The 24,127-nt window shown below is 33.3% G+C and carries 25 protein-coding genes; 13 read left to right on the forward strand and 12 right to left on the reverse strand.

Features of this window, described 5'->3' with window-relative positions:
* The first annotated feature begins 132 nt into the window (after positions 1-132).
* The 4 genes from trkA (at position 133) to HGK31_RS05705 (ending at position 3,776) form a co-directional block, all read left to right on the forward strand.
* Complete coding sequence (gene trkA, locus HGK31_RS05690) at positions 133-1,482, forward strand: Trk system potassium transporter TrkA (protein WP_191858846.1); 1,350 nt, start codon at positions 133-135, stop codon at positions 1,480-1,482.
* 1 nt (position 1,483) lies between these two features.
* Positions 1,484-2,977: a TrkH family potassium uptake protein gene (locus tag HGK31_RS05695; protein ID WP_104735567.1), complete on the forward strand. Its 1,494-nt coding sequence runs from the start codon at positions 1,484-1,486 to the stop codon at positions 2,975-2,977.
* A 78-nt stretch (positions 2,978-3,055) separates the two neighbouring features.
* On the forward strand, positions 3,056-3,313 hold the full coding sequence (locus HGK31_RS05700) for a hypothetical protein (protein WP_191858847.1): 258 nt from the start codon (positions 3,056-3,058) through the stop codon (positions 3,311-3,313).
* A 196-nt stretch (positions 3,314-3,509) separates the two neighbouring features.
* On the forward strand, positions 3,510-3,776 hold the full coding sequence (locus HGK31_RS05705) for a hypothetical protein (protein ID WP_191858848.1): 267 nt from the start codon (positions 3,510-3,512) through the stop codon (positions 3,774-3,776).
* Positions 3,777-3,862: 86 nt separating this feature from the next.
* Here HGK31_RS05705 and HGK31_RS05710 read toward each other — a convergent pair whose 3' ends face one another.
* Both HGK31_RS05710 and HGK31_RS05715 read right to left on the reverse strand, forming a co-directional pair.
* Positions 3,863-5,071: a pyridoxal phosphate-dependent aminotransferase gene (locus tag HGK31_RS05710; protein ID WP_191858849.1), complete on the reverse strand. Its 1,209-nt coding sequence runs from the start codon at positions 5,069-5,071 to the stop codon at positions 3,863-3,865.
* An 8-nt stretch (positions 5,072-5,079) separates the two neighbouring features.
* Positions 5,080-6,174 (reverse strand): fatty acid desaturase family protein, encoded by a 1,095-nt coding sequence (locus tag HGK31_RS05715; protein WP_191858850.1) that lies wholly within the window; start codon positions 6,172-6,174, stop codon positions 5,080-5,082.
* Between the two features lie 145 nt (positions 6,175-6,319).
* Between HGK31_RS05715 and rsmG the strand changes: the two genes are divergently transcribed.
* Positions 6,320-6,949: a 16S rRNA (guanine(527)-N(7))-methyltransferase RsmG gene (gene rsmG, locus HGK31_RS05720; RefSeq protein WP_191858851.1), complete on the forward strand. Its 630-nt coding sequence runs from the start codon at positions 6,320-6,322 to the stop codon at positions 6,947-6,949.
* Between the two features lie 3 nt (positions 6,950-6,952).
* On the opposite strand, the gene HGK31_RS05725 is transcribed toward rsmG, so the two are convergent.
* On the reverse strand, positions 6,953-8,608 hold the full coding sequence (locus tag HGK31_RS05725) for a T9SS type A sorting domain-containing protein (RefSeq protein ID WP_191858852.1): 1,656 nt from the start codon (positions 8,606-8,608) through the stop codon (positions 6,953-6,955).
* 100 nt (positions 8,609-8,708) lie between these two features.
* Positions 8,709-10,334: an L-glutamate gamma-semialdehyde dehydrogenase gene (pruA, locus tag HGK31_RS05730; RefSeq protein WP_191858853.1), complete on the reverse strand. Its 1,626-nt coding sequence runs from the start codon at positions 10,332-10,334 to the stop codon at positions 8,709-8,711.
* 148 nt (positions 10,335-10,482) lie between these two features.
* Between pruA and HGK31_RS05735 the strand changes: the two genes are divergently transcribed.
* A complete protein-coding gene (locus HGK31_RS05735) occupies positions 10,483-11,202 on the forward strand; it encodes an NRDE family protein (protein WP_191858854.1) in 720 nt (239 codons plus the stop codon).
* Positions 11,202-12,203 carry a DUF6695 family protein gene (locus tag HGK31_RS05740; RefSeq protein ID WP_191858855.1) on the forward strand — a complete coding sequence of 334 codons (1,002 nt, stop codon included), beginning with the start codon at positions 11,202-11,204 and terminating at the stop codon, positions 12,201-12,203. Before HGK31_RS05735 ends, HGK31_RS05740 begins: the two co-directional genes overlap by 1 nt.
* Here the strand turns inward: HGK31_RS05740 and apaG are convergent.
* The gene (gene apaG / locus HGK31_RS05745; protein WP_191858856.1) at positions 12,195-12,581 is read right to left on the reverse strand and encodes a Co2+/Mg2+ efflux protein ApaG; all 387 of its coding nucleotides are present in this window, start codon (positions 12,579-12,581) and stop codon (positions 12,195-12,197) included. The two genes, HGK31_RS05740 and apaG, sit on opposite strands and share 9 nt — an antisense overlap.
* 96 nt (positions 12,582-12,677) lie before the next feature.
* The gene (locus HGK31_RS05750; protein ID WP_191858857.1) at positions 12,678-13,934 is read right to left on the reverse strand and encodes a type IX secretion system plug protein; all 1,257 of its coding nucleotides are present in this window, start codon (positions 13,932-13,934) and stop codon (positions 12,678-12,680) included.
* Between the two features lie 195 nt (positions 13,935-14,129).
* Between HGK31_RS05750 and HGK31_RS05755 the strand changes: the two genes are divergently transcribed.
* The 6 genes from HGK31_RS05755 to nqrF all read left to right on the forward strand — a co-directional run bounded on the left by HGK31_RS05755 (position 14,130) and on the right by nqrF (position 20,202).
* Positions 14,130-15,485 (forward strand): Na(+)-translocating NADH-quinone reductase subunit A, encoded by a 1,356-nt coding sequence (locus HGK31_RS05755; protein WP_191858858.1) that lies wholly within the window; start codon positions 14,130-14,132, stop codon positions 15,483-15,485.
* Positions 15,486-15,492: 7 nt separating this feature from the next.
* The gene (locus tag HGK31_RS05760) at positions 15,493-16,692 is read left to right on the forward strand and encodes an NADH:ubiquinone reductase (Na(+)-transporting) subunit B (RefSeq protein WP_191858859.1); all 1,200 of its coding nucleotides are present in this window, start codon (positions 15,493-15,495) and stop codon (positions 16,690-16,692) included.
* Positions 16,693-16,694: 2 nt separating this feature from the next.
* Positions 16,695-17,447, forward strand: a complete 753-nt coding sequence (locus HGK31_RS05765; RefSeq protein ID WP_191858860.1) for a Na(+)-translocating NADH-quinone reductase subunit C — start codon at positions 16,695-16,697, stop codon at positions 17,445-17,447.
* 3 nt (positions 17,448-17,450) lie between these two features.
* The gene (locus HGK31_RS05770) at positions 17,451-18,098 is read left to right on the forward strand and encodes an NADH:ubiquinone reductase (Na(+)-transporting) subunit D (protein WP_104735582.1); all 648 of its coding nucleotides are present in this window, start codon (positions 17,451-17,453) and stop codon (positions 18,096-18,098) included.
* Between the two features lie 78 nt (positions 18,099-18,176).
* Positions 18,177-18,890 (forward strand): NADH:ubiquinone reductase (Na(+)-transporting) subunit E, encoded by a 714-nt coding sequence (gene nqrE / locus HGK31_RS05775; protein ID WP_104735583.1) that lies wholly within the window; start codon positions 18,177-18,179, stop codon positions 18,888-18,890.
* 1 nt (position 18,891) lies between these two features.
* Positions 18,892-20,202: an NADH:ubiquinone reductase (Na(+)-transporting) subunit F gene (nqrF, locus tag HGK31_RS05780; protein WP_104735584.1), complete on the forward strand. Its 1,311-nt coding sequence runs from the start codon at positions 18,892-18,894 to the stop codon at positions 20,200-20,202.
* 71 nt (positions 20,203-20,273) lie between these two features.
* On the opposite strand, the gene HGK31_RS05785 is transcribed toward nqrF, so the two are convergent.
* The 6 genes from HGK31_RS05785 to HGK31_RS05810 all read right to left on the reverse strand — a co-directional run bounded on the left by HGK31_RS05785 (position 20,274) and on the right by HGK31_RS05810 (position 24,102).
* Entirely contained in the window at positions 20,274-20,735 is a 462-nt protein-coding gene (locus HGK31_RS05785) for a Na(+)-translocating NADH-quinone reductase subunit F (protein ID WP_191858861.1), read from the reverse strand.
* A 188-nt stretch (positions 20,736-20,923) separates the two neighbouring features.
* Positions 20,924-21,115 carry a hypothetical protein gene (locus tag HGK31_RS05790; protein WP_104735586.1) on the reverse strand — a complete coding sequence of 64 codons (192 nt, stop codon included), beginning with the start codon at positions 21,113-21,115 and terminating at the stop codon, positions 20,924-20,926.
* Positions 21,116-21,134: 19 nt separating this feature from the next.
* A complete protein-coding gene (locus HGK31_RS05795; RefSeq protein WP_191858920.1) occupies positions 21,135-21,896 on the reverse strand; it encodes a DUF6090 family protein in 762 nt (253 codons plus the stop codon).
* Positions 21,893-22,618, reverse strand: a complete 726-nt coding sequence (locus HGK31_RS05800; RefSeq protein ID WP_191858862.1) for a DUF6090 family protein — start codon at positions 22,616-22,618, stop codon at positions 21,893-21,895. Before HGK31_RS05800 ends, HGK31_RS05795 begins: the two co-directional genes overlap by 4 nt.
* Positions 22,619-22,656: 38 nt before the next feature.
* Positions 22,657-23,349, reverse strand: coding sequence for a DUF6090 family protein (locus HGK31_RS05805; protein ID WP_191858921.1), 693 nt, complete (start codon positions 23,347-23,349; stop codon positions 22,657-22,659).
* 75 nt (positions 23,350-23,424) lie between these two features.
* Positions 23,425-24,102, reverse strand: a complete 678-nt coding sequence (locus HGK31_RS05810) for a DUF6090 family protein (RefSeq protein ID WP_191858922.1) — start codon at positions 24,100-24,102, stop codon at positions 23,425-23,427.
* Positions 24,103-24,127 lie beyond the last annotated feature (25 nt).

The following is a 24,127-nucleotide window of genomic DNA, read 5'->3' on the forward strand; positions in this document are numbered from 1 at the left end:
TATTTTTTTCGCAAATATAAACTATTAACAAGGCATTAAGCAACTAGTTAGTAATTTATTATAATACCTTTAATTAATATGGCAATAGTTATTTTTGCTTTATATTTGTACTACTTTTTAGTAATACTACACATGAAAATAATTATTGCTGGTGCTGGTGAAGTTGGATTTCATTTAGCAAAATTATTGTCTTTTGAATCACAAGAAATCACACTTATAGATACGAATAAAGATAGTTTGCTCTATGCAGATAATCATCTTGATATCAAGGTTATAAAAGGCGATGCAACATCTATTTCTATTTTAAAGGATGCGCGTGTCAATACAAGTGATTTAGTAATTGCAGTTACCTCTTCTGAAACTACTAATATTACAGTTTGTGTATTGGCAAAGCAATTGGGTGCCAAACGAACCATTGCAAGAATATCAAATACAGAATTCATAAATCATAAGGATGAGGTTGGCTTTACCAAGTTTGGAATAGATGAATTGATTTCGCCTGAAGCGTTAGCAGCATCTGAAATCAAATTATTATTAGATCAATCGGCCTTTAGTGATACCTATGCTTTTGAAGATGGCGCTTTGACTATGGTGGGATTGGATCTTTCTAGAACGATGGCTTTTGCAGGTAAAACTGTAAAAGAGGCTGCTCAAATTTTTCCTGAAATTCATTTTGTACCCATTGCCATTCAACGTTTTGGAACACAATACACTATTATCCCAAGAGGAGATACGATGTTGAAAGAAGGTGATCATGTGGTTTTTATAACCTCTGAAGGTGGTGCCGAAGAACTCTGTAAGATTACTGGTAAGATTAATACTGACATCAAGAATGTTATGATTTTGGGCGGTAGTAAAATTGGATACAAAACAGCACGCGATCTGGCAAACAGTAACTTGAACATCAAATTAATAGAAAAAGATAAAAATAGAGCCTTTGATTTAGCTGATGAATTACCTAATGTGTTGGTTATTAATGGTGATGGACGAAATGTGGATTTACTTGATGAAGAAAATATTAGTGATATGGATGCCTTTATTGCTGTTACTGGTAATAGTGAAATCAACATTATGTCAAGTCTAGTTGCGAAATCAAAAAATGTAAAAAAAACAATAGCTCTTGTTGAGAATATGGATTATTTTGAGTTATCCCAATCCATAGGTATTGATACTCTGATAAACAAAAAGCTACTAGCTGCCAATAATATTTTTAGATATGTAAGACGTGGCGAAGTGGTAGCCATGACCAAGCTGAATAATATGGATGCTGAATTATTGGAGTTCAAAGTAAAACCATCATCCAAAATTTGTAATAAGTTTATCAAGGATGTTGGTTTTCCAAGATCAGCTATCATTGGTGGTGTTATTCGCGATGATATTGGTTATATTGCTTTAGGAGATTTTAAAATACAAGAAGGTGATCGGGTTGTTATTTGTGGCTTGCCGCGATCAATTGTTGAGGTAGAAAAGCTCTTTTTATAATATGAAGCTTAATTACAAAATCATTTTTCATTTTTTTGGATTATTACTACTGTTCAACGGTGGTTTCATTCTATTATCTGCATTAGTAAGCTTTATTTATAAGGATGGTGTAACTAATAATCTATTGTTAGGAGGAATCATTATTATAGCCATTGGTGCATTTCTTATGTTCAAAACTAGAGATCATAGAAAAGAAATGAACAAACGTGAAGGCTATGTCGTTGTTACCTTTGGGTGGATTATTATGGCTTTATCAGGCACGCTGCCATATGTTTTAACAGGTGCCATTCCAGAGTTTACCAATGCATTTTTTGAGACTATGTCAGGTTACACAACAACTGGTGCTTCCATTTTGGATGATATAGAAGCTGTTCCTTACGGTGTATTGTTTTGGCGAAGTTTAACGCACTGGATAGGAGGTATGGGAATTATAGTTCTCGCAGTTGCCATATTACCGCTTTTAGGAATTGGTGGCATGCAGTTATTTGCTGCTGAAGCGCCTGGTCCAAGTGCTGATAAACTCCATCCCAGGATTACCGATACAGCTAAACGCTTATGGTTAATATATTTCGGGTATACAGCTGTTGAAACCATATTGTTAAAAGTAGCAGGAATGTCATTTTTTGATGCTATTAATCATGCTATGAGTACTTTGTCTACTGGTGGTTTTTCAACTAAAAATGCGAGTGTAGCACATTGGAATGACCAGCCAATCATTCAGTACATTATCATAGTATTTATGTTTTTGGCGGGAACAAACTTCGTTTTAAGCTATTTTGCTTTTAAAGGAAAAGTGCAAAAAATTATCCGAGATGAAGAGTTTAAATTGTACTTCAAATTTATATTGGTTTTTACAATTATAGCATCGTTGATAATTTATTTTAAGTCAGATCCAACCTTGTCTTCAATTTCTCATCCTATGATTTTTGGAGCTGGCGAGAGTGCATTTAGGCATGCGCTTTTTCAAGTATTGGCAATTGTAACAACAACTGGTTTTGTGACGGCCGATTACACGCTTTGGACACCATTCTTGGTTGTGTTTTTCTTTGGATTGATGTTTTTGGGTGGTTCGGCAGGAAGTACTTCAGGTGGTGTAAAAGTAGTAAGACATTTATTGATGATAAAAAATGGATTTGTAGAATTTAGGCGCTCATTACATCCAAATGCTATACTTCCCGTACGCTATAATACCAAATCGGTTTCCGGAGATATTGTCTTCAATATACTAGCATTCTTTATTCTCTATATGTTATCTTTTATTGTTGGTGCTTTAGTTTTTTCAATGTTTAATATTGATTTTCAATCAGCTATTGGTTTGGCTGCTTCGAGTTTGGGTAACGTTGGTCCTGCATTGGGTGATTTTGGACCTGTAAATAATTATGCGGCATTACCGGCTTTAGGAAAATGGTGGAGCGCCTTCTTAATGTTAATTGGAAGGTTGGAACTATTCACAGTACTCATATTATTGACGCCATTCTTTTGGAGGAATCGCTAGTAAATTAATTTTTTGATTGTTGTAACAATTTTTAAAATGGCTCGTCTTAATTATGTAACCAATTTAAAAACCAAAATCATGGAATTAGTTTTAACAAATCAAGAAATAGAGTCGCTTTCCATAAGCGAGCATGAAATTATTCATAATAAACCTATGGGATTTTTAACGTCAAATTATAAAGCCTGTACTTCAATTGACAGCTTAAATTATTCTGATCATACCCTTTTTGGTAAAAGGCAAAACATAAAAAGTCGTTTTTACAATACAGAATCTAATGTTGACTTTACTTTGAAGATAGCGCTATTTTTGACTGCATTCTTGGTGTTTTTCATCTAATCATCGTTATCTGAATATATTCCTGTAACATTTTTTAAATTTTATCTACATATATAGTATAAGTGCTTATTGAACTTTTACTGTGTGTTAATTGGATTTCCTCATAACACCACATGATTTTATAGTAATCAACAACTTTTTTTGTTGATAATACTTCACTGAAATTACAACGGATAATATTTTAAAATTGATGAATATGGGATTTGGAGGATCTGCTCAATCAATGATAACTATTCTTAAAAATAACAAGAATATGTTATCTGAAATAAGAAATAAAAAACACTCTTTAACAGGTTATAAAACTACAGACACTGAATTTAAAATAGGTGAAGCTTCACCGCAAGTACTGCGTGAAATAAGAGAACGTTTACAAAAAGAGCAACGCAGTAAAAGAAGAAAAATACTAATATTATTTGGATTAATAATGTCGCTTATTTTATCAGTATTTATATATTTCTATTAAAAAGTATGCAGACAAAATAGTAGAAAAAAGTAGCTGTCTGATTGATAAACGGACTAGATAAGAATTTAGATACGTGTAAATTATTTTTAGCTGACAGCTCTTTTTATCCGCTTTATAGCTTCAACAATTTGTTCTTGGCTTGCTGCATAAGAAATGCGAATACAATCAGGATTACCAAAAGCGTCACCTGTTACGGTAGCAACTAAAGCTTCTTCTAGCAAATATAATGAGAAATCCGTGGCATTGTTAATCGTTTTTCCTCTTAAAGTTTTTCCAAAGAAAGCAGAAATATTAGGAAATACATAAAATGCACCTTCAGGTGTGTTGGTTATAAACCCAGGCACATCATCTAGCAGTTTTAGAACTAAATCACGACGGGTTTTAAATTCCTGTATCATGTAGTCAACTCGAGAAGGCGATTCATTTAAAGCTGTAATTACAGCGCGTTGCGCAATACAATTTGCACCACTAGTTACCTGACCTTGCATTTTATTACAAGCTCTAGCTATTGTTTCTGGAGCGCCAATATAGCCAATACGCCATCCTGTCATTGCGAATGCTTTTGAAACACCGTTTATGGTAATCGTTCGGTTGTACATATCACTAAATTCAGCCATACTTGTGTGGCCTTTTTCAGTGAAATTAATATGTTCATAGATTTCATCTGAAACCACATAAATATCTGGATGTTTTTTAAGTACATCAGCTAAAGCACGCAGTTCTTCTTTACTGTATAATGAACCACTAGGATTGCATGGCGAACTATACCAGAGCATTTTAGTTTTTGGTGTGATAGCAGCTTCTAGCTGTTCAGCTGTGATTTTAAAATCAGTCGCAATACTTGTTTGAACTTCCACTGGCACACCTTCGGCTAGCTTAACAATATCAGCATAGCTTACCCAGTAAGGGCAAGGTAAAATAACTTCATCCCCAGGATTAAGCATTACTTGAGCAACATTATATAAGGCTTGTTTTGCTCCTGTAGATACCACAATTTGTGGTAACGTATAATTAAGATTATTGTCTCGTCTAAACTTCGTAATGATGGCTTCTTTTAGCTCCACATAACCATCTACTGGTGTGTAGGCATTGTAATCATCATGAATGGCCTGTATGGCTGCTTCTTTAATGTAATCAGGTGTGTTAAAATCAGGCTCGCCTAAACTCAAGCCTATTATATCTTTGCCTTCAGCTCGTAATTCACGAGCTTTTGCTGCCATAGCTAAAGTGGCAGATGTGGACATGTTCAGTACTCTGTCTGAAAGTGAACTTTTTGTAATTGCTGTTTCTGACATTATAAAAATTAGGCCATACTCGGTTTATGACCAAGTGTTTTTAATTGCTGGTAATGTTCTGCGATGGCTTTCCAAATAGAATTGTATTCGTTGTAAGGTAAGCTAAATTCATTTGCCGTTTCTTTTACAATTTTAGCAATATCTCTATAATGTACATGGCTAATATTTGAAAATAAGTGATGCTCTACTTGTCTGTTTAATCCACCTGTGTAAAACTCAACAATCCAGCTTTTAGGAGAAAAATTAGATGTTGTAAACAATTGATGTATAGCCCATGTGTTTTTCATGCTACCATTTTCATCAGGTAAAGGCATTTCAGTATTTGGCATAACGTGAGCTAACTGAAAAATAACACTCAAAATTATTCCTGCTGTATAATGCATGATAAAGAACCCAATCAGTACTTGCCACCAAGCATAACCTAACATTAACGGTAAAACTACCCAAATGGAATAATAAATTATTTTTCCAATAATTAGCTTAGTCCATTGCGTAGCAGGACTAGGGAAATCACCATAAGATAATTTTCGTTTAAGATATTGATAGGTTTGTTTAAAATCGGTTGTTAATGCCCAATTGACAGTCAAGAAACCATATAAAAAGAAAGCGTAATATTTTTGGTACTTATGAATTTTAAACCATTTTGCATGTTTTGAAAAGCGAATAATTCTTCCAGCATCTATATCTTCATCATGTCCTTGGATATTTGTATATGTGTGATGCAAGACGTTGTGTTGCACTTTCCAATTATAATCATTACCAGCTAAAATATGGATACTACTACCCATTAATTTATTTACCCATTTCTTGCTTGAAAAAGAACCGTGATTAGCATCATGCATAACATTCATACCAACACCTGCTATTCCTACACCAATAATAACCATTGAAATAATTTGTAACCAAACAGGTAGGTTAACCGTTAGTAGTAATACAAAAGGACCTAAAAGCAAGGTAAACATAAATATGGCCTTTGCATACAATTTCCAGTTTCCGGTTTTCTTTATGTCATTTTCTTTAAAATAATTATTGACACGCTTGTTAAGCGTTCTAAAAAAATTTGCTGGATCTTTTCTTGAAAAAGATACTGTTTGTTGAGTCATATTATTGCTATTAAATAAAAATAAAATTATGAAAAATAAAATAATTTTATAATCTCCAAAGATAACCATTATCTGTATCCTCTTCTATAAAGTTTTCATAAAAATATGCACAAAAAATGGTTACTTTTGTTGAAAATTCAATAAAATGGAGCTTATTCTGAAATATTTTCCAAATTTAACAGACGATCAGGTATTGAAATTCAAGCAATTAGAGTCTCTCTATCAAGATTGGAATTTGAAGATTAATGTGGTGTCTAGAAAGGATATTGATGAGTTGTATTTACGTCATGTTTTACATTCATTAGCCATCGCCAAGATTATTGAATTTAAACCTGAAACTAAAATCATGGATGTTGGAACGGGTGGTGGCTTTCCGGGAATTCCGTTAGCCATTTTATTTCCCCAATGTTCTTTTCATTTAGTAGATAGTATAGCTAAAAAGTTAAAAGTTGTCAATGAAGTTGTTGAAGGACTAGGATTGGAAAATGTAAAAACCTCTCATTCGCGTGTAGAGGACGTTAACGATACTTATGATTTTATAATAAGTCGTGCTGTAGCTGCTATGCCAACGTTTGTTCATTGGATAAAAGGAAAAGTTGCCAAAAAACAAAACCACGATTTAAAAAATGGCATACTATATTTAAAAGGTGGTGATTTGTCTGAAGAACTTCAAGATTATAAAACAGCAGAAATCTACAATATTTCAGATTATTTTGATGAAGATTTCTTTGAAACTAAAAAGGTTGTTCACTTGCCAATTAAATTTAAGGGTTAATAGTTAATTAACAATTAGCTTCATTGTTTTTAATGAATTATCTGTTGTGTTAATTTGCATGGCGTACATCCCAGAAGGTAGGTTTATGCTAATATCCGTTTTGTTTGCTATGTCTATTTTTTCATTAAAAACAACTTGTCCAGTCATATCAATAATTGATACGGAAGAATTGTAGTGATTTCGCTCACTCAATAATGTGATTTGGTTGTGAACAGGATTTTGTTGGAGCATCATGTCGTTTATAGCTATTAAGCTTTGTGAAACATTGAGAGTTTCGCTTCTAATTTCTTCTAGAGCAAAAGCGACGTTTCCATCAGTTAGAGTGACGTGTGGTTCATTGTTGGTTGGTATGTAGGTGTTGGCAAATGGTGCATCGTTAGCATCAGGAATCGTGTACCAATCCGTTTCGCTACTTATTGCTAAACCACTTAATGTGGGAATGAAATTAAAATATTGCGAATTCAAATTATCAACAAACTCTGTAATTAATGGGTTTGTTCCGTCATCAAAAGCATATAAATCAAATTGCCCTCCAGGAGCACTGTCCAGACCATCTGATGTGCTTGTAGATTCTGCTGATGCACTATACTCAAAGCCAGTAACCCAACCAATAAAAATGAAAGCTTGCCCAACAAAATCAGTAACTTCAATATTTTGATTGGCATCAGGTGTAAAATTGACTCTAATAATGGCTCGTGTATTAAATCCACTTGTCATACCCGTATTAAAAGTATGATTAATAAGTTCCATACCTGGTGTTCCAGTTAATTGGCCTGTTCCGCTTCCGTTTGTGATAGATACATTTCGAACATTTTGAGGAAAACCAAGGCCATCGAGTTCACTTTGAAAGCTGTCTCTAAAATTAGGAGCGCCTTTTGGAGTGGGTGACGTACCATCTTGGTTAATCCCACCAGAATCAACATGTCCTAGATAATGATCAATTAACATTTGTTTCGCTGCAGCACTATTTAACAAACCAGAAACTAATGGTTCGGCTTCCGAAATACCTGGTTCACCATTAACCATATAATTAAATAAATATTGAATGCCAATAGGAACATTGGCTCCTAAATGCGGTGAGTCGAACGAAATATAAAGTCTCGTATCATGATCTATGCTCTGACTTTCCATATATGCCAAAGCATATCGTGATATCAATCCACCCATACTTGGTCCAATTACGACATTTTCTTCTGCACCCATGACTTTGCTTTGGTTAATGGTATTTATTAGCTCAACTAAAATAAATGCATTGCGCTGAATGAAATCGGCTCCACCTTTTATCATAGTCGTTCCGTCAGTTGGGCTTAAGTATTCTTCAGGGAAATTTAAAACTACTAAATCATACCCTTCATCTCTTACAGTATCACCTAAATTTTCACCTGAATTTCCATAATTCAATAAACTGTACATAGCATCTATGTCGCGCGTATCATTAGGGTCAAAACCATCAACGAAAAAAATAGGTTTATCCAAAACGCCATCAACATTATCGTAGTAAATTTTGTACTCACCTGATCCTAATAATGCTAAAGATTCTCCAAAGCCTTGATATGGTATAGTCGCATCAATTGTTGTGATAGCACTTTCTCCACCAGGTGTTTGAGCATGAAGTGTCACAGTAAAAACTAAAATAAATAAGAACGTAATTTTTTTCATAAATTGGTTAATTAGCAATGTTATAAATGTAGCAATTTTTCATAAAAAAAGCTACTCATATTTTGAGTAGCTTTCGTTTAAGATGTTTATTTACAGTTTTTTATCCTAAAAATGGATAGCGATAATCTGTTGGTGTTACAAAGGTTTCTTTTATCATTCTAGGTGAAACCCAACGTAATAGGTTTTGAGCAGAACCCGCTTTGTCATTTGTTCCCGAAGCTCTAGCGCCACCAAATGGTTGTTGCCCAACAACAGCACCAGTTGGTTTATCGTTAATATAGAAGTTTCCAGCACAATTTTGTAAAGCAGTTGTTGCCTCGTTAATAGCATAACGATCTGTAGCTAAAATAGCACCTGTTAAAGCATATTCGCTAGTTTCGTCAACTAATTTTAAGGTTTCAGAATATTGATTGGCATCATATACATAAATAGTAATTACAGGGCCAAATAATTCAGTACACATCGTACTATATTTTGGATTACTTGTAACAATTACAGTAGGCTCAACAAAGTAGCCTTTTGATTTATCATAATTTCCTCCAACAATAATTTCTGCATCGGCATCAGCTTTTGCGGCATCAATATATTTTGCTAATTTATCAAAAGACCCTTCGTGAATTACAGCTGTAATGAAATTACTCATATCTTCTGGAGAACCCATTTTGAAAGATTTCACATCTTCTATTACATAGTTCTTAACGTCATCCCATAAATTATTCGGTATGTAAGCTCGAGATGCTGCACTACATTTCTGACCTTGGAACTCAAATGCACCACGAGTAATAGCTGTAGCTACTTGTTTTGCGTTAGCCGATTTGTGTGCAACGATGAAATCTTTTCCACCTGTTTCACCCACAATTCTTGGGTAGGTTTTATAATTGTGAATATTATTTCCTATTTGTTTCCAAAGCTCTTTAAAGATAAATGTAGAGCCTGTGAAATGTAAACCAGAAAAGTCAGGGCTTGCCATAACTGTATTGGTAATCATTACTGGATCTCCAAATACAACATTAATTACACCATCAGGCACACCAGCTTCTTTAAACACATCCATAATTACTTTAGCCGAATAAATTTGGCTGTCACTTGGCTTCCAAACCACAACATTACCCATTAATGCCATACAAGCCGGAAGGTTTCCAGCAATTGCTGTAAAGTTAAATGGTGTAACCGCATATGTAAAACCTTCTAATGGTCTATACTCAATACGGTTCCAAGCATCACTTGTACTTTCAGGTTGTTCCATGTAGATGTCAGTCATAAACTGAACATTGAAACGCAAGAAATCTATAAGCTCACAAGCGGCATCAATTTCTGCTTGATGAATAGTTTTAGACTGTGCTATCATGGTAGCTGCATTAATTTTTGCACGATAAGGTCCTGCGATTAATTCGGCAGCCTTTAAGAAAATACCAGCACGTTGTTCCCAAGGTAATTGTGACCACGTTTTACGAGCTTCTAAAGCCGTAGCAATAGCTTCATCAATATGAGATTTTTCAGCTTTATGATAAGTTCCAACTATATGTTGGTGATCATGAGGAGGTGACATGGTTTGTGTGTTCCCAGTTGTAACATCTTTACCATTAATGTACATTGGCACATCAATTTTGCTGTTAAACATCTCTTTATATGCTTTCAATACTGCTTCGCGTTCTGCTGAACCTGGTGCATAAGACATTACAGGTTCGTTAACAGCTATTGGTACATTAAAAAATCCTTTTCCCATGGGTATTTATTTTTTCAATTAGTATAATTTTCGAGCCGCAAAGGTACGATATTTTTAGCTATTTTTTTGAAAGAAAGCCTCTTAAAAGCACGTTAAAAGTTTTTGAAATTTTGTAAGTTGCCCAGATAAATTCAGACTATTGATTTTTATGTGTACCGTTACTTTAACACCATTAGGAAAAACCGATTTTGTTCTTTATTCTAATAGAGATGAAGCACCATCTCGAGTTTCTACACCTCCTGAATTTTATGTATATAATGATACCCAGCTTCTGTATCCAAGGGATGTTGAATCTGGAGGAACTTGGGTTGGATTAAGCGAAAAAAATCGTTGTATATGTTTGCTAAATGGTGGTTTCGATATTCATGAAAGAAAACCAAGTTACAGACAGAGCAGAGGTATTGTAGTTAAAGATTTATTGTCCTCTGTTACTATTGTAGAAGCAATTGATAATTATAATCTTAATGATATTGAGCCATTTACAATGGTGATTGTGGATTGGACAAACCAACTTGAGTTTTATGAATTAGTTTGGGACGGTCATCAAAAACACTTTAAATCGTTAGAAAAAGAATCGCATATTTGGTCTTCATCAACACTATTCAATGTAAAAATGAGAGAAGAGCGTATGCAGTGGTTTAATGATTTTAAAAGTGAAAACAAATTGAATTCAGAATCGCTTGCGCTTTTTCATAAAACAGCCGGAAAAGGAAATAATGATTATGGTGTTATTATGAATCGTGGCTTTGTAAAGACGACGAGTATTACTCGAGTTGAAAAACAAGATGCAACAATAAGAATGTATTACGAAGATCTAGCCACCAATAACCAAAGTGAAAAAATATTAAATCAAGTACCAGCTAGTTAATGAATAACGATGCTATTATTTTAACTTTAGCTTACCCTGAAACTATTGTTTTGCATGCTGAAGAATGGTATTCTACCTATTTAAAGTATTTGGGGATAGGTAATAAAACTCATGTGAGAGCAGGTCATGCCGCTTTAGTTTTAATTAGTAAAGAAACAGGAGAGTTAGAGTATCATGATTTTGGTCGCTATATAACTCCAGAGCCCAATGGTAGAGTTAGAGGCAAGGATACAGATTGTGAATTAGACTTCCCCTTAATAGCTGAAATAAAAAATGACGATATAGTGAATCTTGAAGCTATTTTGCATTTTTTGGGTACACATCCAAAACTTACTCATGGCGATGGTACATTGTATGCATCAGTGTGTGTTGATGTTAATTACCAAGCTGCTAGAAGTCATATAACTCACATGCAAAATAAGCACTTCATTAAATATGCTGCATTTGAGGTTGATGCTTGTAATTGTGCACGCTTTGTTACAGATACACTAATCTCTTCAATAACTAATTCAAAAATTAAGAATAAACTCATGCAATCAAAATGGTTTACACCAAGTACAGTGGGTAATGTGGTTTTAGCTGATACTGAAAATAAAGTTTATAAAGTAGATGAAACAGGTGTGATATCAGAATTTAAAGGCTCGGTTGGAAACATAAATAGAGCTTGTTTTTTAGATGGTTTAAAAGAATTCAAACCTAATTATAAGGGAACACAACTGCCAAAATATAACGATGAGAAACATGAAAACGCCCAATGGTTAAGTGGCATTGCTGCTGGAGCTTGGTTTGAATTGCATACTTCAATCAATGAATACGAATACCGATATCGAAGAATTGCACCTAATGGTCGCGTTGATGTTGAAGGTATATATATAAATGATAATTTCGGATTTAATCATCAAGAACCTTATGAATTTGTCCATTACTCAAATTGCAAATTCTTTCATATCATGCAAAACGAGAAAACTTACAAATTTGTTTTAAAAGAAAGACTAATTTAATGCGAAAGGTGCGCTTAATTTGAAACTAGGAATGCCGACCTTAAACTTTTTAGTAGAAGCTAAATTAATCATGCTGTAATAGCCTTGCATGGCGCCAAAAGGAGAAGTTAATAAACAACCAGACGTGTATGTGTGTGATTCGCCAGGTTTTAGAACTGGTTTTTTGCCTATAACGCCTTCGCCCGAAACAACTTCAGTATTGTTAAGCGCATCTAAAATATTCCACTCTCTAGCATACAATTGAACTGAATCTTTACTTTGATTCTCAATAGTTACCTTATAACCATAGGCAAATTGTATTTTATAGTTTTTATAAAATGTACCTTCAAAATTTGTTTCAACCGAAATTTTTATGCCTTTTGTTACTTGTTGAACCATGCTATTATAGGAAATCAAAGGGATTAGCTTGTAGCTAAAATAGTAAAATTAAAGGGATAATAAAAAAAATAGTGATTTAGTCGATTAAATACCTCATTAGTTAGATATATCAACGGAATTTCCTTGTCCAACTCCTACAATACGGTCATACCTAGCTCCCAAATCACGATAATAGACTATCACTTTGTAGTCATTTTCGGTTTGCCAAAAATTTCCGCCTATAGCTCCCTCATCCAGTTTGTTTGTTTTTTTGTCAACAACAACATATTTGTAGTTGTAAAAACCTTGTTTTAGCAAAATAGGAACTTGGTAGAGATTTTGCTGGTCGTTATAGGTCATTTCTGTGCTCTCATTAATATCGTAATTATTAAAGTTACCATAAACATGAACAGATTTGTTGCTTGGGAGTTTGTTCATGGATAATGCAAAGTGAATCCAAACATAATCTGCCTCAATATAAGGTTTCTCTACATCGATAGCTGTAATAAGAAAGTTTCCGTTAATATCAGGGTTGTAGGTGTAAGGTCTGTTTTTTCTAACAATATTGGCAAAGAGATAATTATTGTATAAATCACCCAATTCTATAAACTGAATTGATGAAGTGGCACCACGAACATCTTTGTTTTCAAAGAAGAAATACTCGTTTCCCGCAAAAAAACTGGTTTCAGTATTGTATTTATATATTAACTCATTACCAATGGTGTATTGGGGTTTTACATTGTAAATGGCTGTGTTAAGGTTGTTGTTTTGGATGATGACTGTATTGACCGTTTGCGTTGGATTTGTAAATTGAATGTTATTGGAGTTGATTACAATATCGACACTTTGCTTTTCGTCAATGAAATTGACATCTCTGGATCGCTTGATTGAGACACCAACATTTGCAGCATTTTCATGAACCATAAATCGTCTAGAGAACACCAATTCATCTAAATCATTGAATACTTTAACCATGTAATTACCAGAAACCCTTAAGCCTCGAGTCCGTTCGTTTGGTAGTCTTAAAGTGTAGTGAGAATATATTTGATAGGTGTTGAATGAGTTCTCATAATGTCTAATCCGCTGATTGTCATAGCCATTTAAGAACTCTGTTTTCATGAGCTGCGATGGTGACCAATCATAATCATAATGTTCAATTTTATAATAAAAATCTTCTTCGTCACCATTTAGAACATCAAACTCCAATAAAAGGTTTTCTCCAAGCCTTAAAAGTGGCAATTGACTTTCTTGCGTATTGCCTTGAAATGTTATGGTTTTTATATGGTCAGGCGGATTTAGTTCTGTTTCAACTTGTGAGTATAGGTTGCAAACTAGAAATAGAAAACCAATATAGAATAAAGTTCTTTTAATCATTGAAAATGTAATTTGAAGCATAAAGATAAGCAAATTTTGTGCCTAATGGCATCTTGTTATTTAGAACTAATATAAATAACAAAAGTCATTCATCTCTAGCATTTTTTCATATAGAAATTCGTAAATTTGCACGGATTTTTCGAGTTTATTGAAAATCACATTTATATTTTACTATTAACAAATAGATTTATAAGCATGTCAAACGACATTAAGATTAAAAAGGGTCTAGACATTAAACTTAAGGGTGCTGCTGAAAAAGCAACTGAAAATGCTATAATTAGCAATACATGCACCATTAGACCTGAAGACTTTCACGGCGTAATTCCAAAATTAATTGCCAAAGTTGGGGACAAAGTTAAAGCAGGGCAACCTGTTTTTTATAACAAAGATATTGAGGCTATTAAATTTGTAGCTCCTGTTTCTGGAGAGGTTGTTGAGGTAGTTCGTGGAGAGCGAAGACGTATCATGGCTGTTAAAATTCAAGCTGATAAAGAACAAGCTTATCAAGATAATGGCAAATTCAATTTGGATGCTGCCGATGGGAATGCTTTAAAAGCGCACTTATTGGCAACAGGTTGTTGGTCATTTATTAAGCAACGTCCGTATGATATTATTGCTAACCCAGAGAGAGCTCCAAAGGCTATTTTTATTTCAGGTTATGCAAGTGCCCCTTTAGCGGCAGATTTAGATTATGTGTTGCAAGGTAAGGAAGCTGAATTGCAAGCTGCAATAACTGCTTTAGGAAAAATGACTGAAGGTCAGGTTCATGTTTCTGTTGGTAAAAATGCCAATTCACCATTGTCTGGTTTAAATGGTATTACACTTCACACAGTAACGGGTCCTCATCCTTCAGGGAATGTTGGAACTTTAATTAATAAAATTGATCCTGTAAATAAAGGTGAAACAGTTTGGACAGTCAATGCACAAGATTTAGTAATTATAGGAGAGCTGTTATTAACTGGTAAGTTTAATGCAGAGCGTATTGTTGCTCTTGTTGGTTCTTCAGTTAAAAAGCCAAGATATTTTAGAACGAAAATTGGTAGTGAAGTAGCTACAATGGTATATGATAATGGTGTTGATAAGGATGGTAATGACCGCATAATTTCTGGTAATGTGCTTACAGGCAAACAAGTAAAACCAGATGGGGCATTAGATTACTACAGCAATACAATTAGCGTAATTCCTGAAGGTGATGATTATGAGTTTTTTGGGTGGAATAAACCTGTATTTAATAAGGTTTCAACTTCGAGAGCGATGACATTTTCGTGGTTAACACCAAATAAAAAGTATGAATTAGATACTAACACTAATGGTGAACATCGTGCTTTTGTGTTAACCGGTAATTATGAAGAGGTTTTTCCATTAGATATATATCCATTGCAAATTTTAAAAGCTTGCATGTATAGTGATTTGGACGAAATGGAAGCATTAGGAATGTATGAGGTGGCACCAGAAGATTTTGCTCTAACAGAATTTATATGTGTGTCAAAACAACCACATCAAGAGATTATAAGAAAAGGGTTGGACGTAATGATTAAAGAAATAGGATAACATAGCTATGGGTTTAAAAAGTACATTACATAATTTAAAAGAAAAGTATAAAGGAACCAAAATGGCTCCAGCATTTAATGCGTTACATACTTTTTTATACTTACCTAATGAGACTACACATAATGGTACTCACATTAAGGTTGCAGACGATTTAAAGCGTACTATGAATACGGTAATCATGGCAATGGTACCGTGTTTAATATTCGGTATGTTTAATGCAGGTTATCAGCATTATGCCGCATTTGGTACGCCAGTAGAGTTTTTATCTTGGGATGCATTTTACATTGGTTTAATTAAAATTTTACCATTAGTAATTGTGTCTTATGGTGTTGGTTTAGCCATCGAGTTCTTATTTGCTGTTATTAAAAAGCACGAAGTAGAGGAAGGTTATTTGGTAACGGGAATGCTAGTGCCATTAATAGTACCAGTAGATACACCGCTTTGGATGTTGGCAGTTGCTGTTGCATTTGGTGTTGTCATTGGAAAAGAAGTTTTTGGCGGAACAGGAATGAATATTCTTAATCCAGCATTAACTATTCGTGCCTTTTTATTCTTTGCTTATCCAACTTGGATGTCAGGAGATAAAGTTTGGGTTCATGGTGCTGTGGAACGTGCTCAAAAGATTGCAGATGGTGCGGAACTAGATGCTATTTCAGGAGAAACTATTTTAGGTGGTTTGGCTCAAGGTAAGGATTTAGGATATTCTGTTGCTGATATGTTTTACGGATTTATTCCTGGTTCGGTTGGTGAAACATCTACATTATTAATTCTTTTAGGGGGCTTATTTTTAATCTTCACCAAGATAGGAAGTTGGAGAATAATGCTGTCTTCTGTATTAGGAGCATTGGCTATGGGATTAATTTTCAATGGTGTTGTAGATGCTGGTTGGATAACGGAATCCAGTAAATTTTATGGATTAATGAGTACCATGTGGTGGCATCATTTACTAATTGGTGGTTTTGCTTTTGGTACAGTATTTATGGCCACAGATCCGGTAACAGCTTCGCAAACCAATAAAGGGAAATGGTATTACGGATTTTTAATTGGATTTATTTCAATTTTAATTCGAGTATTTAATCCGGCTTATCCAGAGGGTGTCATGTTGGCTATACTTCTTATGAATGTATTTGCACCAACAATTGATCACTACGTAGTTCAAGGAAATGTAAAACGACGTATGAAGCGTTTAAAAGTTAAAACGGCGTAATTATGAGTAATAAAACAGATTCAAATATATATACAATAATATTTGCCATTGCAATGGTAATAGTTGTAGGTTCTTTATTGGCTTTTATGGCATCGTCATTAGAGCCAACTATTTCTGAAAATAAGCGTTTAGAAAAGCAACAAAATATTTTATATGCTATGGGTGTCAACGCGAATGACGAAGGTAGTGCCGTTTTTATATCTACTGATAAAGCACCTCAAGCATTTTCAGAATACATTACGAAACAATTGGTTATTCAAGATGGTGAAGTAACTGAAAATGACCAAGCTTATTTAATTGATGTAAAGAAAGAGAAATCATTAGCAAAAAAAGATGATTATTCAAGACGCTTGCCATTATTTATTGGAGAAAAAGATGGTCAGACTTATTATATAGCACCAATTTATGGTAAAGGTCTTTGGGATGCCATTTGGGGATATGTAGCTGTTGATGAAGATATGGTAATTCGTGGTGCCTATTTTGACCATAAAGGTGAAACACCTGGTCTGGGTGCCAATATTAAGCAACGCTATTTTATGGATGACTTCATTGGTGAACACTTATTGGATGGTAATGGCAATTTTGTTGGTGTTACAGTTTCCAAAAGTAACGCAGACCCAACAAACAAAGATAAAATGGATAATGAAGTAGATGCTATTGCAGGTGCTACTATTACTGGTGATGGCGTTTCTGCTATGGTTAAAAGCGATTTGAGGCTTTACGAACCTTATTTTAAAAATTTAAAAAACAACTAATTTATGGGACTTTTATCAAAAAAAGACGCCAAATTAATTACTGATCCATTAGCGGATAACAATCCAATTACGATTCAGGTATTAGGGATTTGTTCTGCTTTAGCAATTACTGCCGAATTAGAAGCGTCAATAGTTATGTCTATTTCGGTATTATTTGTTTTAGGTGTTGGAAACGTAGTGGTTTCATTAATGCGAAATATAATCCCTAATAAAATTAGAATTATCGTGCAACTAATAGTAGTTGCTACATTGGTGATTATAGTGGATTTGGTATTAAAAGCATTTGCTTATGAGTTAAGTAAAACGCTATCTGTATTCGTTGGATTAATAATTACGAACTGTATTATTATGGGTCGTTTTGAAGCTTTTGCTTTAGGAAATGGACCATGGAAATCCTTTTTGGATGGTATTGGTAATGCTGCAGGATACGGTGTTATACTTATAATAGTTGGATTTTTTAGAGAATTACTAGGTTCAGGAACCTTATTAGGAATTCCTGTTCTAGGAGACCCTATTGAAAAAACAGGATTGTATGCAATAGGTTATGAAAACAATGGGTTTATGCTGTTGTCACCTATGGCGTTAATTGTTGTAGGAATCATTATTTGGGTACAACGTACAAGAAATAAAGCATTAGTAGAAGATCATTAAAAAAATTAGTATGCAGCGGACAGAGGCAGTAGGCTCTTACTGATAGCTGAAAACTGAATACTAAATACTAAAAAACATATGGAACATTTAGAATTATTTTTAAAATCAATATTTATAGATAACATGGTATTTGCCACGTTCTTGGGAATGTGTTCTTACTTGGCTGTATCTAAAAAAGTTTCAACAGCTGTTGGTTTAGGAGCAGCCGTAATATTCGTGTTAGCAATAACAGTTCCTTTAAACTGGTTGTTAGATCAATATTTATTGCAACCAGGTGCCTTATCATGGTTAGGAGAAGAATATGCAACTTATGATTTAAGTTTCCTGTCCTTTATCATGTTTATAGCTACGATTGCAACCATGGTACAATTAGTAGAAATAGTTGTAGAAAAATTTTCACCATCATTATATAATTCACTAGGTATTTTCTTACCGCTAATTGCTGTAAACTGTGCTATTTTAGGTGGTTCATTATTTATGCAATCTCGTGAAATTCCAACTTTAGGATTAGCAACTACGTATGGAATAGGTTCTGGTATAGGATGGTTTTTAGCCATTTTAGCGATAGCTGCTATACGCGAGAAAATCCGTTATTCAAATGTGCCACCTGCATTAAGAGGATTAGGAATTACATTCATTATTACAGGTTTAATGGCTATTGGTTTTATGAGTTTTGGTGGGATGCTTACTGGAGGCGATGAGGAAGCAGCAAAAGAAACAAAATCAGCTCAAGTTGATGAATTAAATGATACTGAAAAGGAATTAGCTAACAATACAAAAGTAATCGAGTAACATGATATTAGCTTCAAGTACAATAGGAACAGTTATAACAACAGTAGTGGCCTTTTTAGTAGTCACAATATTATTAGTTGCCTTATTATTATTCGTAAAGCAAAAATTATCACCATCTGGTCCTGTAACCATTAAAATTAATGGTGAAAAGGAAATAGAAGTTGCATCAGGTGGAACTTTACTATCTACTTTGGGTAATCAAAAAATATTTTTACCGTCGGCATGTGGTGGTGGTGGAACCTGTATTCAGTGCGAATGTCATGTTTTATCTGGAGGTGGAGAAGCTTTACCAACAGAGACACCTCATTTTACGCGTAAAGAATTAAAAGATGGTGCACGTTTATCATGTCAGGTAAAAGTGAAGCAGGACATGGAAATCACCATTCCTGAAGAAGTTTTTGGTATCAAGAAATGGGAAGCAACTGTTGTGAGAAATTATAACGTGGCTTCTTTTATCAAGGAATTCGTTGTTGAAATTCCAGAAGATATGGGCTATAAAGCTGGTGGATATATTCAAATTGAAATTCCACCATGTACTATTAAATATGAAGATATTGATATTACAGCGCATCCTGAAGAGCATGATACACCAGATAAATTCCAAGCAGAATGGGATAAGTTTGGATTGTGGCCTTTAGTTATGAAAAACGACGAAACTGTTGAGAGAGCTTATTCTATGGCTTCTTACCCAGCAGAAGGTCGTGAGATTATGTTGAATGTTCGTATTGCAACACCACCATGGGATCGTGCTAAAAATGGATGGATGGATGTTAATCCTGGTATTGCTTCGTCATATATTTTTGCTCAAAAACCAGGTGATAAAGTAACAATTTCTGGACCTTATGGTGAATTCTTTATCAACGAGTCTGAATCTGAAATGTTATATGTAGGAGGTGGAGCAGGTATGGCACCAATGCGTTCACACTTGTATCACTTATTCAAAACATTAAAGACCAATAGAAAAGTTACCTATTGGTATGGTGGTCGTTCTAAACGTGAATTGTTCTATCTAGATCATTTTCAACAATTAGAAAAAGATTTCCCGAATTTTAAATTCTATTTAGCATTATCTGAACCTTTAGAGGAAGATAACTGGAAAGTTAAAAAGGATATTAATGATGAAGAAGGAGACGGTTTTGTTGGATTTATACACAATTGCGTAATTGATAATTACTTAAATCATCATGAATCTCCAGAAGATATAGAATTGTATTTTTGTGGTCCACCATTAATGAACCAGGCTGTTCAGAAAATGGGAGAAGATTTTGGAATCCCAGATGAGCATATTCGATTTGATGACTTTGGAGGATAAATTCCAATTCAATAAAAAAAAAGCCCAACATGAAAGTGTTGGGCTTTTTTATTTACTTCATTTAAAATATGCTATTCTATTGTTTGCAATGACCTCATAGAGGTTTTCTCCGATTTAAATTTGAATAGGCTTGAACAATCCATGACGTCAGGAATATTGTCAAGCTTGCACATGTAACTGACAACAGCCTGTAAGCCATTAAAAAGCGTATCAGGATGTGTTGGATTCTTTGGCTTATGATTTTTATGATGTAAGGGTAATTGATAACCACAGCCTTTTAAAAACGTTCTTTCTAGTTGCAAGAGTTCTAACGGTGTAAAGCCGTTAAACCGTTTCCCTAATTTTTGATTGACCAATCCAACATAATTTAAAGTTAATGATCCATGATCATCTGACAGATGCTTCCAAAAATCTTGATTGTTTAAAATATTACCAACAGCACATTGTTTACAATCTTCGGGATGAAGCGTGTGGTTATGAAAGGCATTGTACAATTTTTGGACGGCATTATTAAAGCGCAACGATGTTTTCATGATTAATACTTGTTATCTTTTTCAATAAAAAGGTACAAAATAATCAGGAAATTATATCATTATCAGATTCGCTACTTGAACGAGCTTCTTTAGCGAACTTAAATATTACTTTAATTATTACCCGTAAAATTAGCGCAGCGGCAACTAGATAGATTATGGTTTTAGTTTCCATTTATTTAAATTACTTGTTATCCTGCTTTACCATCACCATCAATATCTTGCACCAAATGTGTTTCTAAGGCTATTAATGTTTTTTTAAGTAAGGCTTTAGTACATGCCAATTCTTCTTCTAATAACTTGACACGTTCTTCAACACTATCAGCTTGTTCTTGTTGTTTTTCTAATTCGTCTTGTTGTAATAAATCCCAGAATATTCCCATAATTAGTTCTTGTTTTATGTTAGCTTTTTAGTTTAGCATCAATTAATTTTAGCAGACCAGTTGCTAATTCTTTTTGAATTATTATGCGGTTTACTACGCGTTCTTTTCGCGTATAATCTGCATATAGTCTATTTCTGAATTTATTAGATGTTATAAAATTCACTATCTCATTTCTTGTATTATCATCTAAATTTGGTAATTGTGTGTTTTCAATGCTTTTGTTTAATACTGAAAGGTCAATATTGTCATATTCCAGAAACTCACTGTCATTCATATCAATAGTTTGTTCCTTGTCCCATTCAATATATTCACCATAAATTTTATATTCTACAGTGTAGTATAAACTAATGGTATTAAATAGCTCTCTGTATTCTTTGGCTTCGGTAAAACCAGTATTTAATAGTTTTGTATATGTTGAATTATTTATTTGATAGATGCGCATAGAATGATGAATTCTTAATATGTCATATAATGAATCTTTTGTGATTGAATTAAAATCATTAGCTGCAATAATAGCTTTGTCTTTTTGGATTGTATTATTAGCACGTTTTAAGGCTCTGTTAAAAATTATAGTATCGTTTACAAGGTCTTTTTTAAAATCTTCAAGATAATCAATGGTAAGCTCTTTATTGCGTTGTTTTTGATTCCAATTATTAATTTGTAAAGCAATCAAAATACCGATCACGACTAGTATGATTTCACCAATGGCATATTTAAAATACTTCCGAGTTTTATTTTCACTCATAAGATTATAGCGTATTTTTCTGAAAATTTTAATCATTCAATATTGGCTTCTATAAGTGTTAACGTGTTTTCTAAGTAGTTCATTATTTGATCTTCATTTATAGTTACAAAAGATTGATTCATATAATAATCAAAAAACATATTGTCTACTTCCATTTTGTTTAGAAATTCAATATAATATGATTTTGGTACCTGTATCGGTTTAATTAATATATCTCGTTTATAATCTTCTCGATCCATTGATGCATCTGCATTTCTAATTGGAATGTATTTATTAATTATTGAGGGAACATTGTTAATCCAATATTCTCTGCGTATAATTACATCCTCTGCATAATCGCCTAGTTCTCCTGTCCATTGATTTAAAGCATAGCGTAGCTTTGAGTCTCTAATTAATTGTAGATTCCCAGATGAAATAACATCATTCATTACACCAAGTCTAGCATCAAAAGTTGCAAAATTGAATATTTGTCCAATCAGGCTATCAATAGTTTTTGTTTCAAAATCTTGGTTGGTATCAAAATTTAAGAGTGTCACAATAGCATTAATGCAACTCAAATTTATGTTATGGTCAAATTCAAGTTCATTTATGTTTTGCTGAAATTCTTCCTTTAAACTTAAAAGTATTTGTTGTTCTTTTTCCAGTTCTTTTTTATGTTGGTTCCAATTGTTTATTTGAAGGGCAATTAAAATACCAATAACCACAAGTACAACTTCACCTATTGCGTATTTAAAGTATTTAGATGTTTTGTTTTCCATAAGTAGGGATTTGCGAATTTGTCGAAAGAATTTAATCATTAATATTGAAGTTTTGAATCTATTTTACTGATGACATTTTCAACATCTAATTTTGTGTTATTTAATGCGTGATAAATATTTTGAAAATTTATTTTTGCTGTTAAAACATTGTTCATAAAAACGATGTCATTCATTAATTCATCATAATTAATTGGGATGTAAATTACTTCATCAGAATTAGTATAATCGAATTTAAATTTTACTCTCATTTCAGGTCTGAAAAAAGCAATTAGATTATTACTAAAATTATCAATATAATTTTGTAATTCGGGATAATTCATATTGTATAATCTTACAATATCGTTTTTTATGTCAGGGTCTTTTATTATTTGAATACCTTCATTTTCAAGGTTTTTGTATGCCGTAATTTCATATTTAAAAGCCTTACTAAACATCAGTGATCTGTATTTTGGATTTAATGAATCGTTATATGCCAGTTTGTCTTTAATAGCTGCTTCGATATCATTTATGTTTTTAAGATCCTGCAGTATGGTTTCTATATTAGGGTTTAACTGATTGACAATATCTCCATTTAATGACTTTTTTATATCCTTTAAGATATCCGTTTCCAATATACGTGCCTTTCTACTTTCATTCCAATTATTAATTTGAAGCGCAATAAGAATACCAATGACCACAAGCACAATTTCACCAATAGCGTATTTTAAATATTTACCAGTTTGGTTCTTCATAAGTAGCGATTTACGAATATGTCTAAAGAATTTAATCACGATTTCTTTTCTTATTGGAATAACTATATACTAATGCTATAGCTTATTAAGATAATTATTCAGTTTTAATCGTAATTGGTCGTTGTCTTTAAGAAAACGTTCTGTTTGACTATAACAATTTTGATTACTCCCCATAAGTATTGTCAAATAACCTTCCAGGTTTTCTGTCTCACAATAAACTTTATAATCTAAAAGGCTCATGGGTTTATTGAATTGCGAGATTTTATCATGTTCAATTCTAAAAATATTATCAAATTTTCTGACAGTTTCGTTGGTAATTTCAATTGCGGTAGATATAAACACGAAAGATTTATTATAATTACGCAATGCTTGTTTAATACTGTCATCAGAAATCTGTTCCATGATGTCCTGGCTATTATTAATTACATCTGAATAATTCGCAGCTTTAACAAAAGGTGTTTCGAAGTCTTCAAGAATTAATGAATCTTTAGGTAAGTTCTCGGCACTTGAACACATTTTATAAATATTATTGTAAACATTAATTTGTTTGCTGAAAAGCTCTAATCTCGAGTTGTAAAAAATAGAGTCCGCTTTGACATCTGCTATTAACCTATTTACCAATTTAATTTCAACAGCTCTTGTTTTTCGGTTTTCATTCCAATTATTGATTTGAAGGGCTATAAGAATCCCTATAACTACAAGAACAATTTCACCAATAGCATATTTGAAGTATTTACTTGTTTTATTTTCCATAAGAAGGGATTTGCGAATATGCCTA

Source organism: Hanstruepera ponticola, assembly GCF_012931685.1.
Classification (GTDB): Bacteria; Bacteroidota; Bacteroidia; order Flavobacteriales; family Flavobacteriaceae; genus Hanstruepera; species Hanstruepera ponticola.